Raw genomic sequence first — 11,428 nt, 5'->3', positions numbered from 1 at the left:
ATAGGGAAACAGCGTAGACTGTATCGGCTGGGCGGTGACCGGTCGGGGTTGGTCGCCGCAGTGCGCCATGGTATCTGGCGTCGGGATTGGAGACGGAACGTTTATGCGGAAAGTATCTGGTTGGCCGCTTCTGCTTCCCGCCGTGGCCCTGTCCCTTTCCGGCTGCGAATCCCTGCCACAGGTGGGTCCGAACGCGCAGGAAGTCGTCTCCCAGTCCGTAGAACAGAACACGCAGCGCTATGAAGTTGTCGACATCGACAATGCGGTGCTCGACGTGGTGCGCCTGCGTGCGCAGGACACGCTCTATACCAGCTTCGGTCATTCCGGCCCGGCGCGTTCGCCTCTCGTGGGTGTCGGCGACTTTGTGGCCGTGAACATCTGGGAAGCCGGCGCCGGCGGCCTGTTCTCCGCGCCCGTCGTGGCCGGCAGCTTCACCACCGGCTCCAAGACCGCCACCATTCCCGATCAGGTGGTGAAGCCCTCGGGCACCATTTCCATTCCCTATGCGGGCGAAGTGCAGGCCGCGGGCCGCACCACCGAGGCGATCCAGGACGAGATCGTCAAGGCGCTGACCGGCAAGGCGATCCAACCGCAGGTCCTGGTCACCGTGACCAAGCCCGTGAGCAGCACTGTCACCGTGACCGGCGAAGTGGTTCAGGGTGCCCGCGTGCCGCTCACCGCCAAGGGCGACCGCCTGCTCGACGTGATCGCCACCGCCGGCGGCGTGCGCGCACCGGTGAACGAGACCTTCATCCAGCTCTCGCGCGGCAACCGCACGGTGCGCGTGTCGATGGAGCGCGTGGTCAGCGATCCGCGCGAGAACGTCTACATGCAGCCCGGCGACGTGCTCACCGTGGTGCGCGACCCGCAGGTGTTCCTCGCCTATGGCGCGACGGGCGCGAATGCGGAAGTGCCGTTCAACTCCTCGGGCATCACGCTGGCCACCGCCCTCGTCAAGGCCGGCGGCCTTCAGGACAATCGCTCCGATCCGTCGGGCGTGTTCGTGATTCGCTACGAGCCCGAGTTCATTGCCCGCAAGCTGCGTCCCGGCAGCCCGCTGGTGGTGCCGGGCGGCCTGACCCCCGTGGTGTATCGCCTGAACCTGCGTGACACGAACAGCCTGTTCGTGGCCCAGCACTTCCCGATCTTCAATCGCGACGTGATCTACGTGACCAACGCGCCGATCACCGACGTGCAGAAGGCGATGCAGATCTTCGTCCTGGTGTCCTCGCCGGCCACCACGGGCGCCTCTCTCTACACCTCGATGAAGTGAGCCCTGACCGGGGCCAGACGCCGGACAACCGGCCTCTGGCCCGCTCGGCTCAGGTCAGCGGCGTCATGACGGCCGACTGGAACGCCGGCCGCTCGGTGAGGCGCGCATACCAGGCCGCCAGATGCGGCAGTTCCGGACGCTCGATCGGCATGGAAAACCAGCCATAGGCGATGCAGCCGAGCGGAATGTCGCCGATGCCGAGGTCGCGGCCGGAGAGATAGGGCGTTTCGGTAAGAGCCGCGTCCGCGAGGGTCATAAGCCGGGCGCACTGCTCGGTGCCGCGCGCCACCTCCGCCATGTTCCGCTGCTCGGGCGGCAGGCGGACCAGGTTCCAGAAGACATCCCGGAACGGCGCGCCGAAGGACAGGGACGCCCAGTCCATCCATTTGTCGGCGCTGGCCCAGGCCTTCGCATCCTTCGGGGCAAAGGGCTCCTGCCCGTATTGGCGGGCGAGATAGCGCACGATGACGTTCGATTCCCACAGCACCAGATCCCCGTCCTTCAGGCAGGGCACAAGACCGTTGGGGTTCATGGCGCGATAGGCCGGCTCGTTGACGAGACCGAACGCGCCGCCGGCATTGACGTGCTCATAGGCGAGGCCGAGCTCGGCCGCGCACCACAGCACCTTGCGAACATTGGTTGAATTTCCGCGGCCCCAGATCTGCACGGCGCCCTCCTCGTCTGTCGTGGTCCCGGCCTGCGTGCCAGATCGGCCCGGCGCCCGCAACAGCCGTTCGGCGCCGCGCGAAACCAAGGCGCGCGGCCGCGCATCACGATGACGTTTCGGCTGGGTCAGCCGGCAGCAGGGCGAGCCAGGGGCGAGCGCTCGGTCTCGCTGCGCGGCGGCACCTTCACCCAGGCTTCGCCGTCCAGCACCACCTCCTCGCCGACCCGGCAGGTGCAGGCGAGACGGGCGCGGCGCCGCTCGGGGATGAGTTCGGCCACCTCGACCTTCACCTCCACCGTGTCGCCGATCTTCACCGGGGCGCGGAAGTTCAGGGTCTGGGAGATATAGACCGCGCCGGGCCCCGGCAGGCGGGTGCCGAGCACGGCCGAGATGAGGCTCGCCGTGTAGAGGCCGTGGGCGATGCGGGTGCCGAAGGGCGTGCGGGCAGCGAAATGCTCGGACAGATGGATGGGATTGCGATCCCCCGTCACCTCGGCGAAGCCCACCACGTCGGAGGAGGCGATGGTCTTCGTGAGGGTCTCGGTCATGCCGGTGGCCAGATCCTCGAAGCACAGAAGGCGAAGCTCGGGGAACATGTCTCTCCCTTCCTGAACATTCGTGCCGCAGCCTTGGGGCCGGGGCGCGCATTAGGCGGCAGGAGACCAACGTTTCAAAGCCGGACTTTCGTCACAGCCCCTCACACGGGCAGCGGCGCGTCGCTCTTCACCTCTTCCATCACCGCGTAGGAACGGGTCTCGCGCACGCCGGGGAATCCCAGCAGGACGTTGCCAAGGAAGCGGCGGTAGGCGGTCATGTCGGGCAGGCGCACCTTCAGCAGATAATCGAAGCCGCCGGCCACCATGTGGCATTCGAGCACCTCGGGCGCGAGACGCACCGCGCGGGCGAAGCGCTCGAACGCGTCCGGCGTTGTCTTGTCGAGATGCACCTCGATGAAGACGAGGAACCCCAGCCCCAGCTTTTGCGGATCAAGCCGTGCGCCGAAACCCGAGACGAAGCCGTCCCGCTGGAGCCGCTTCAGCCGCTCGCCGGCGCTGGTGGGCGAAAGCCCCACCTGCTCCGCCAGCTCGACGCCGGAAATGCGGCCATCCTTTTGAAGGATCTGAAGGATTTTTCGGTCGGTGCGGTCCAGCGCGCTCATGTTTCACGGTCACGTCAGGGTGTTTCCGTGAAAGATAAGGCACAATGGCGAAAAGAGCCATCGAAGCACGGCCGTTCGTGGATTACGCAAACATATCCGCCGGAGAGTGCCATGCCTGCCCCCACATCCCCCGTTTCCGCCTCCCTCCCGCCGTCGCTCGTGCCGCCCTTCGAGGCACCGTTCGCACCCGACGACGTGGCCCTTGCCCGGCCGCTGCTCACGCAGGGCACGCTGGCGCCGGAAGCCGAGGCCCGCATCGACGCGCTCGCCGCCCGGCTCATCACCGCCATCCGGAAGGGCAGCAATGCAGGCGGGGTCGGCGGCATCGAGGAAGTGCTGCGCGAATACGCCCTGTCCACCAAGGAGGGGCTGGCGCTGATGACGCTGGCGGAAGCGCTGCTGCGGGTCCCCGATTCCGCCACCGCCGACCGGCTGATCGAGGACAAGCTGGCGCAGGGCGACTTCCTGAACCACGATTCGCGATCGAGCGCCCTGCTGGTGAATGCCTCGTCCTGGGCGCTCGGCGTCACCGCCCGCGTCATCCAGCCGGGCGAGACGCCGGAAGGGGTGCTGGGCAAGCTTGCCAAGCGCATCGGCCTGCCGGCGGTGCGCACCGCCACGCGGCAGGCCATGAAGGTGCTGGGCAATCACTTCGTGCTCGGCCAGACCATCCATGCGGCCCTCGACCGGGCGGAATCCGCGAGCGGACGGGCCTATCGCTATTCCTTCGACATGCTGGGCGAGGGCGCGCGCACCTTCACCGATGCCAAGCGCTATTTCGACAGCTACGCCACCGCCATCGACGACATCGGCCGCCGCGCCGGCAACATGAAGCTGCCCGACCGGCCCGGCATCTCGGTAAAGCTCTCCGCCCTCCACCCGCGCTATGACGCGGTGAACCGTGAGCGCGTCCTCATCGAACTGGTGCCGCAGGTCATCGAGCTCGCCCGCAAGGCGAAGGCCTATGACCTCAATTTCACCATCGATGCGGAGGAGGCCGACCGGCTCGAACTCTCCCTCGACGTGATCGACGCGGTTCTCGCCGATCCCGGCCTTGCGGGCTGGGACGGCTTCGGCCTTGCCATCCAGGCCTACCAGAAGCGCGCCGCGGCGGTGATCGACCATATGGCGGCGCTGGCCGAGCGGCTGGACCGCCGTCTCATGCTGCGTCTCGTGAAGGGCGCCTATTGGGATACGGAAGTGAAGCGCGCGCAGGAGCGCGGGCTGGACGACTATCCCGTCTTCACGCGCAAGGCGATGACGGACCTCAATTACATGGCCTGCGCCCGCAAGCTGCTGGCGCTGCGGCCGCGCATCTTCCCGCAGTTCGCCACCCACAATGCGCTGACCATCGCCACCATCACGGAACTATCCGGCGGCACCGGCGGCTTCGAGTTCCAGCGCCTGCACGGCATGGGCGATGCGGCCCATGGGGAGCGGCTGGCCGCCCATCCGGATGTGGGCTGCCGCACCTATGCCCCGGTGGGCGGGCATCGCGACCTGCTCGCCTATCTGGTGCGCCGCCTGCTGGAGAACGGCGCCAATTCCTCCTTCGTCTCCGTGGCCGGCGATCCGGACGTGCCGGTGAGCGATCTCCTGCGCCGCCCGGCCACCCTCATCGGCAATGCGGAGGAAGCCCGCAACCGCCATATCCCCCTGCCGCCCGATCTCTACGGCCCCGGCCGCCGCAACTCGCACGGGGTGGAACTGGGCTGCCGCTCGGTGCTGGCGACGACGTTGAAGGACATCGCGGGCCACCGCCGCGAGGTCACGGCATCAACGCTCATTGATGGTGTGGCCCATGCGGGCGCGACCCGTACAGTGGTCAGCCCCATCAACGGAAGCGCCATCGGCCGCGTGGTGGAGGCGGATGCGGCCACGGCGGATGCGGCAGTCGCCGCCGCGCTGAAGGGCTTTGTGGCCTGGGACCGCACGCCGGCAAGCGAGCGCTCCGCCCGGCTGCGCCGCGCGGCAGACCTTCTGGAGGCCCGGCAGGCGGCCTTCCTCGCGCTCCTTCAGGACGAGGCGGGCAAGACCCTGGATGACGGCATCTCCGAGGTGCGGGAAGCCATAGACTTCCTGCGCTATTACGCGGGCGAGGCCGAGCGTCTGTGTGGCGCGGGCGAGACGCTGCCCGGCCCCACCGGCGAGAGCAACGTGCTGCGCCTGCGCGGGCGCGGCGTCTTTGTCGCCATCTCGCCCTGGAACTTCCCGCTGGCCATCTTCCTCGGGCAGGTGTCCGCCGCGCTTGCCGCCGGCAATGCGGTGGTGGCCAAGCCCGCCGAACAGACGCCCCTCATCGCCTTCGAAGCGGTGCGGCTGCTGCATGAGGCCGGCGTCCCCGCCTCTGCCCTGCATCTCGTCACCGGCGACGGCCGCATCGGTGCGCGGCTCGTGGAGGCGCCCAAGGTGGCGGGCGTAGTCTTCACCGGCTCCACCGAGGTCGCCCGCATCATCAACCGCACGCTTGCCGGCAAGGACGGTCCCATCGTGCCGCTGATCGCGGAGACGGGTGGCATCAACGCCATGATCGTGGATGCCACGGCCCTGCCGGAACAGGTGTCCGATGACGTGGTGACCTCCGCCTTCCGCTCCGCCGGCCAGCGCTGCTCGGCCCTGCGCATCCTCTTCGTGCAGGAGGACGTGGCGGACAAGATGATCGAGATGATCGTCGGCGCCGCCGATGCGCTGAAGGTGGGCGATCCGCGCGACGCCTCGGTGCATGTGGGGCCGGTGATCGATGCCGAGGCCAAGGGCAAGCTGGAGGCGCACATCCGGGCACTGACTGGCACCGCTCGTGTCCATTATGCCGGCACCGCGCCGACGCGCGGCACCTATGTGGCCCCGCACGTCTTCGAGCTGAAGCAGGCGGCGGACCTGAAGGACGAGGTCTTCGGCCCCGTCCTCCACGTGGTGCGCTTCAAGGCGGGCGGCATTGACGGCGTGCTCGATGCCATCGCCGCCACCAGCTACGGCCTCACGCTGGGCCTCCACACCCGCATCGACAGCCTGGTGGAGAAGGTCACGGAGCGCCTGCCGGTGGGCAATGTCTATGTGAACCGCAACATCATCGGTGCGGTGGTGGGGGTGCAGCCCTTCGGCGGCCACGGCCTTTCCGGCACCGGCCCGAAGGCCGGCGGACCGCACTATCTGCTGCGCTTCGCCAGCGAGCAGACCGTGACCATCAACACGTCCGCCGCCGGCGGCAATGCGGCGCTGATGACGCAAGGCGAGTAAGCCCGAACTGACGGAGTACGGCGGCCGGAGCATTCCGGCCGCCGCTTTGCGGTCTCGTGTCCCGAAACGGGACGCGGTCCCGGCCGACGGTGAACGGGCGGGGATCAAAGGGCGTCCGAATCGCTCGCATGACGAAGTTCACAAGGCGTTCTACAGGCGCAACGCCCGTTGAGGCCCGTCCCGAAACGGCACACCGCGCTCGCCCCATACGAACGGTGCGAGACCAAACCGGGACCGAATCGCGGATCGGTCCGTCGCAGCAGCGGAGACGGCCGGCAGCCGAGCGCTACTTGGTGGAAGTGGCGTAGGTGCCCCGCCCACTCGCCAGCAGCTTGCCGCTCTCATCCTCCACATAGGCTTCTGACGTGGAGAAGCTGGAGCCGATGCGGATGACCTTGCCGCGCACGCGCAGCACGCCCTTGAGCGCCGGGCGGTGATAGTCCACCCGCAGATCGACGGTTGGGAAGGGCCGGCCGAGCTTCGTGGCGATGGCCCAGTCGGCGACGAGATCGACCAGCGTCGCGAGAATGCCGCCGTGGGTGTAGCCGATGTCCGGATTGACCACGAATTCCTCGCGCCAGGGCACCTCCACCACGATTTCCCCGTCGCCCGCTTCCACAACGGTGAGGCCGAGCCACTGGTGATAGGGCGCGCGGCGGATGCGGGCGTCGAGTTCGGCGCGGTCCGGCACGGCCGGAACAGGCGTTTCGTTCATAAGCGGGCTCCGTTCGGAAAAGGTCAGGCGGAAACGGGGCCGCGCCTAAGGCGCGATGACCACCTTGCCGATCACTTCCCGCTCCTCGATGAGGCGCAGCGCCTCGCGGGCATCCTCAAGCGGCAGTACGCGGTCGATGACCGGAGAGAGGCGGCCGGCGGCGATGTGATCCAGCAGCGCGACGAGATCCTCGCGGGCCCAGGAATTGGAGCCGAGGATCTTCAGCTCGAAGGTCCAGATGAAGCGAAGGTCTTCCTTCGGATCGAAACCCGCCGTGGCGCCGCAGGTGAGCAGCTTGCCGCCCCGCTTCAGCGCCCGCAGGGATGGTATCCAGGTGTCTCCGCCGGTGAAATTGACCACCACATCAACACCACCATCGTAGGTACGGCGGTGCGGCTTCCCAAAGCGGGCGTAGATGTCCTTTGTGAAATCGCTTCTTGTGTAGTCGATCACCTCATCGGCGCCCATGGCCTTGAGCCGCTCCAGCTTCTCCGCGCTGGACCCGCAGGCGATCACATGGGCTCCGGCAAGCTTCGCCAGCAGCACGGTGCCGGTACCGACACCGCCCGAGGCGCCGAGCACGAGCACGGTGTCGCCCGCCTTGATGCCGCCGTTGGTGAACAACATCCGATGTGCGGTGCCATAGGCCACCGGCAGCGCCGCTGCCTGCTCATAGGTGACGCCTTCGGGAATGGGCACGAGCTGATGGGCGCGCACGCGCGCATATTGCTGCAGGCCGCCATCGACGGTCTCGCCCATGAGGCCGCCTTCGACGCGGTTCAGCGGATCGACCAGAACCCGGTCGCCCACCGTGAAGTCAGTAACGCCTTCGCCGGTCTCCACCACCTCGCCGGCGAGGTCGAGTCCGGGCACGACCGGCAGGTCGAGCTTGATGCCGGGCATCCCCCGGCGCGTGAAAACGTCATGATAATTCAAGGCACTGGCCTTGACGCGGAGCACCACGTCGCCGGCACCCGCAACCGGCCGCGGCCAGTCTTCCACCAGTTCCAGAGCCTCGGCCCCGCCGTGAGACCGGATGATCGCCGCCTTCACGCACGCCTCCCACGTCTTTTGGTGAGCAGGCTCGCGGATGGTGGACCGTGGCGCCTGCCGGCGTCACGGTCGCATGTTGAGCAATATATTTCCAGCGTAAGCGATACGTTGCGTCAGGCGCCGTGTCCGCGCCCGCCCCGATGCTCCGCCAGATCCGATTCCAGACGCTCGGCCATGGCGATCAGGCTGGTGCGCAACTGCACCTGGGCCTCCCGATCCAGCGGCTCCAGCGCGACGCGGTTCACATCGAACGCGTTGACCACCGCCACCTCGGCCAGCTTCCGGCCACGCTCGGTGAGGTGGACGGTCGCCTGGCGACCGTCCTCCAGCGAGGCCCGCCGCTCGATGATGCCGTCCCGCTCCATGCGCTTCAAAGTATTGGCCATGGTGCTCTGCTCGATCTTTACGAAGTCGCAGAGATCACGCTGCGTCGGCCCGTCCTTCGTCAGCAATTCCAGCACGATCGGATACTGTCCCGGCAAGATTCCCTCGACGCCGTTGCGCGCCTTGAGCGACTGGGCCAGCAAACGTGCAATCAGGTTGATCAGATACCCGAGCGTCACCCGCTGCAGCGGATCACTACCGAACGTCTGCTCATCTGAGCGCTGTCCAGACACATCTTGCTCCAAGATCTTAAGCGATTTCGACTCCATGAAATGACCCTCCCCTCCGTATGGTAGGAGACAAGGTGTCAGGCAAAGATGCAACTGCTCCCGAATGGAGCCGGCGCGAGGAATTTTTCGCGTATCCGGCGCAGAGCGAAATGAGATTGCGCAAAAGGGCTCCCGCAAGCATCGCCGGCGGTGATGATTTCTGCGCGCGAGCGGTCATGATTGCGTTATCCGCAAATCGCCGCGGCCCCTGTGAATAATGGTCTGGTCATGAAGATCGAGCCCCTCTCCGCCGTTCCGTCCCTCACGTCCCCCGCCGCCGGTGCCACACCGAGCGAGCGGGACGCCCGCCGGATCTGGGCCGATCAGGCGCTCAGGATTCTCGAGCGCGACGCCCGGCGGTCGGCAGATACCCACCTCCTGCCCTTCGAGGCGCACCGGCTCGGCGGCATCGACATCTATCTCAAGGATGAATCGAGCCACCCCACCGGCAGCCTGAAGCACAGGCTCGCCCGTTCACTTTTCCTGTTCGGCGTCTGCAACGGCCAGATCCGCGAAGGCATCACGCTGGTGGAAGCATCTTCCGGCTCAACAGCGGTTTCAGAAGCCTATTTCGCCCGCCTGCTCGGCCTGCCCTTCTATGCGGTGATGACCCGCACCACCTCGCCGGAGAAGATCGCGGACATCGAGCGCGAGGGCGGGCGCTGCCATTTCGTGAACGACAGCAGCGCGGTCTATGCGGAGGCCGCCGCCCTCGCGGAACGGCTCGGCGGGCTTTATGTGGACCAGTTCACCAATGCCGAGCGCGTCACCGACTGGCGCGGCAACAACAACATCGCCGAATCCATCTTCCAGCAGATGCAGGGCGAGCCGCGCAGCGTCCCCACCTGGATCGTGATGGGCGCGGGCACGGGGGGCACCTCGGCCACCATCGGCCGCTACCTGCGCTATCGCCACCATGCCACCCGCCTGTGCGTAGCTGACCCGGAAGGCTCCGTCTTCTACGACGCCTTCCGCACCGGCGACCGCAGCCTCACCTCCTGCCCCGGATCGCGCATCGAGGGCATCGGCCGGCCGCGCGTGGAGCCCTCCTTCATCCCGGAGGTGATCGACCACATGATCCGCGTGCCCGACGCCGCCTCCATCGCCGCCATGCGCGTGCTGGCGCGCCGGCTCGGCCGCAAGGTCGGCCCCTCCACCGGCACCGCCTTCCATGCGCTGTGCATGCTCGCGGCCGAGATGATGGGGCGCGGCGAGACCGGCTCGCTCGTCACCCTTATCTGTGACCGGGGCGAGCGCTACCTGCGCAGCTATTATGACGATGCCTGGGTGGCGGCGCAGGGCTTCGAGCTTGGCTCCCACGAGGCCCGCATGGAAACCTTCCTCGATCAGGGCGGCCCCTTCTGAGCTCGCCCAGGGGAAGGGCGGCGGCGCGTCCATTTGCCCAACGTTTAGGCAGACATCGCCACCTCTGATCCGGCCGCTCTGCCTCCGGCGGTGGCATGTGCCTTGCCTCTTGTCAGCGGACAGGAGGAAGACCCATGCGGCATATGCTTCGCGGCCTGATCGGGGCGCTCGGTTTCATCGCGGCGGCGGCACTGCCCGCCCGCGCGGACACCGACATCAAGTTCGCCCTCGACTGGAAGTTCGAGGGCCCGTCCGCGCCCTATTTCGTCGCCATCGACAAGGGCTACTACAAGGCCGAGGGCCTGAACGTCACCGTCGACACGGGGCCCGGCTCGGTGGCCGGCATCGCGCGGGTGGCGGCGGGCACCTATCCGCTCGGCTTCTTCGACATCAATTCGCTGGTGAAGTTCAACGACCAGAACCCGGACAAGGCGCTGAAAGCCGTCCTCATGGTCTATGACAAGCCGCCCTTCTCCATCGTGACCCTGGTCAAGACCGGCATCTCCAAGCCGAAGGATCTGGAAGGCAAGGTGCTGGGTGCCCCGGCACCCGACGGCGCCTATGCCCAGTGGAAGGCCTTCGTGAAGGAGAACGCCATCGACGCCGACAAGGTGAAGATCGAGAATGTCGGCTTCCCGGTGCGCGAGCCCATGCTGGCGGACGGCAAGGTGGACGCCATCACCGGCTTCTCCTTCTCCTCCTATTTCAACCTGCTGCAGAAGGGCATCAAGCCCGAGGACATCAAGGTGCTGCTGATGTCCGATTACGGCCTCGTGCTCTACGGCAACGCGGTGATCGTGAACCCCGACTTCGCCAAGGCGCATCCGAAGGAAGTGGCCGGCTTCGTGCGCGCCACCATCAAGGGCATCATCGAGACCGCGCGCGATCCCGACGCCGCCATCAAGGCGGTGATGAAGCGCAACGAGACGGGTGACGAGAAGATCGAGCTCGCCCGCCTCAAGATGGCGCTCAAGGACAACATGATCACCGAATGGGTGACGAAGAACGGCATCGGCGGCATCGACGTGGACCGCATGACCAAGTCCATCGAGCAGATCGCCGTCACCTACGACTTCAAGGAGAAGAAGCCGGCGGCGGCGGATGTCTTCACCGCCGAGTTCCTGCCCCCCGCCGCCGAGCGGATGCCGAAGTAAGGGCGCGGCTCCGATCCATGCTTCCGTGAGTCGCTCAAGCGGAGAGGGCACTACCCCCCTCCCCAACCCTCCCCCTCAAGGGGGAGGTAGTTGGAGACCTCTGAGGGTCCGACACCCTCTACCGTGAAAGCGCATTCCCTCCCCCCTTGCGG

At 67.1% G+C, this 11,428-nt stretch carries 10 protein-coding genes; 4 read left to right on the top strand and 6 right to left on the bottom strand.

Going from position 1 to position 11,428, the window contains the following annotated elements; translation table 11 throughout:
• Window positions 1-103 precede the first annotated feature (103 nt).
• The gene (locus DFO45_RS19980) at window positions 104-1,273 is read left to right on the top strand and encodes a polysaccharide biosynthesis/export family protein (RefSeq protein WP_133866225.1); all 1,170 of its coding nucleotides are present in this window, start codon (window positions 104-106) and stop codon (window positions 1,271-1,273) included.
• A 49-nt stretch (window positions 1,274-1,322) separates the two neighbouring features.
• Here the strand turns inward: DFO45_RS19980 and DFO45_RS19975 are convergent, their stop codons facing one another.
• From DFO45_RS19975 to DFO45_RS19965, 3 genes are all read right to left on the bottom strand, one after another.
• The gene (locus DFO45_RS19975; RefSeq protein WP_133866224.1) at window positions 1,323-1,940 is read right to left on the bottom strand and encodes a glutathione S-transferase; all 618 of its coding nucleotides are present in this window, start codon (window positions 1,938-1,940) and stop codon (window positions 1,323-1,325) included.
• 125 nt (window positions 1,941-2,065) lie between these two features.
• Complete coding sequence (gene croR, locus DFO45_RS19970; protein WP_012168564.1) at window positions 2,066-2,536, bottom strand: 3-hydroxybutyryl-CoA dehydratase; 471 nt, start codon at window positions 2,534-2,536, stop codon at window positions 2,066-2,068.
• Window positions 2,537-2,637: 101 nt separating this feature from the next.
• On the bottom strand, window positions 2,638-3,099 hold the full coding sequence (locus DFO45_RS19965; protein ID WP_133866223.1) for an Lrp/AsnC ligand binding domain-containing protein: 462 nt from the start codon (window positions 3,097-3,099) through the stop codon (window positions 2,638-2,640).
• A 111-nt stretch (window positions 3,100-3,210) separates the two neighbouring features.
• On the opposite strand from DFO45_RS19965, the gene putA reads away from it, so the two are divergent.
• On the top strand, window positions 3,211-6,336 hold the full coding sequence (putA, locus tag DFO45_RS19960) for a bifunctional proline dehydrogenase/L-glutamate gamma-semialdehyde dehydrogenase PutA (protein WP_133866222.1): 3,126 nt from the start codon (window positions 3,211-3,213) through the stop codon (window positions 6,334-6,336).
• Window positions 6,337-6,622: 286 nt separating this feature from the next.
• On the opposite strand, the gene DFO45_RS19955 is transcribed toward putA, so the two are convergent.
• From DFO45_RS19955 to DFO45_RS19945, 3 genes are all read right to left on the bottom strand, one after another.
• A complete protein-coding gene (locus DFO45_RS19955; RefSeq protein WP_133866221.1) occupies window positions 6,623-7,051 on the bottom strand; it encodes a PaaI family thioesterase in 429 nt (142 codons plus the stop codon).
• 45 nt (window positions 7,052-7,096) lie between these two features.
• Window positions 7,097-8,104: a zinc-binding dehydrogenase gene (locus DFO45_RS19950; RefSeq protein WP_012168560.1), complete on the bottom strand. Its 1,008-nt coding sequence runs from the start codon at window positions 8,102-8,104 to the stop codon at window positions 7,097-7,099.
• A gap of 113 nt (window positions 8,105-8,217) precedes the next feature.
• Entirely contained in the window at window positions 8,218-8,757 is a 540-nt protein-coding gene (locus DFO45_RS19945) for a MarR family winged helix-turn-helix transcriptional regulator (RefSeq protein ID WP_081433848.1), read from the bottom strand.
• Between the two features lie 228 nt (window positions 8,758-8,985).
• Here DFO45_RS19945 and DFO45_RS19940 point away from each other — a divergent pair, with 228 nt between their 5' ends.
• Together DFO45_RS19940 and DFO45_RS19935 are read left to right on the top strand one after the other, a co-directional pair.
• Complete coding sequence (locus DFO45_RS19940) at window positions 8,986-10,122, top strand: PLP-dependent cysteine synthase family protein (RefSeq protein ID WP_133866220.1); 1,137 nt, start codon at window positions 8,986-8,988, stop codon at window positions 10,120-10,122.
• A gap of 134 nt (window positions 10,123-10,256) precedes the next feature.
• A complete protein-coding gene (locus tag DFO45_RS19935; protein ID WP_133866219.1) occupies window positions 10,257-11,276 on the top strand; it encodes an ABC transporter substrate-binding protein in 1,020 nt (339 codons plus the stop codon).
• The last annotated feature ends 152 nt before the right edge of the window (window positions 11,277-11,428 follow it).

Source organism: Azorhizobium sp. AG788 (assembly GCF_004364705.1).
GTDB classification, from domain to species: Bacteria; Pseudomonadota; Alphaproteobacteria; order Rhizobiales; family Xanthobacteraceae; genus Azorhizobium; species Azorhizobium caulinodans.
This window is presented reverse-complemented; position numbering and strand designations above follow the sequence as displayed.

Bases quoted from the DNA above. Each gene is read 5' to 3' on its own strand.
- DFO45_RS19955 (WP_133866221.1), bottom strand. From the start codon at position 7,051: ATGAACGAAACGCCTGTTCCGGCCGTGCCGGACCGCGCCGAACTCGAC.
- DFO45_RS19935 (WP_133866219.1), top strand. From the start codon at position 10,257: ATGCGGCATATGCTTCGCGGCCTGATCGGGGCGCTCGGTTTCATCGCG.
- DFO45_RS19940 (WP_133866220.1), top strand. From the start codon at position 8,986: ATGAAGATCGAGCCCCTCTCCGCCGTTCCGTCCCTCACGTCCCCCGCC.
- DFO45_RS19945 (WP_081433848.1), bottom strand. From the start codon at position 8,757: ATGGAGTCGAAATCGCTTAAGATCTTGGAGCAAGATGTGTCTGGACAG.
- DFO45_RS19965 (WP_133866223.1), bottom strand. From the start codon at position 3,099: ATGAGCGCGCTGGACCGCACCGACCGAAAAATCCTTCAGATCCTTCAA.
- DFO45_RS19980 (WP_133866225.1), top strand. From the start codon at position 104: ATGCGGAAAGTATCTGGTTGGCCGCTTCTGCTTCCCGCCGTGGCCCTG.
- croR (WP_012168564.1), bottom strand. From the start codon at position 2,536: ATGTTCCCCGAGCTTCGCCTTCTGTGCTTCGAGGATCTGGCCACCGGC.
- putA (WP_133866222.1), top strand. From the start codon at position 3,211: ATGCCTGCCCCCACATCCCCCGTTTCCGCCTCCCTCCCGCCGTCGCTC.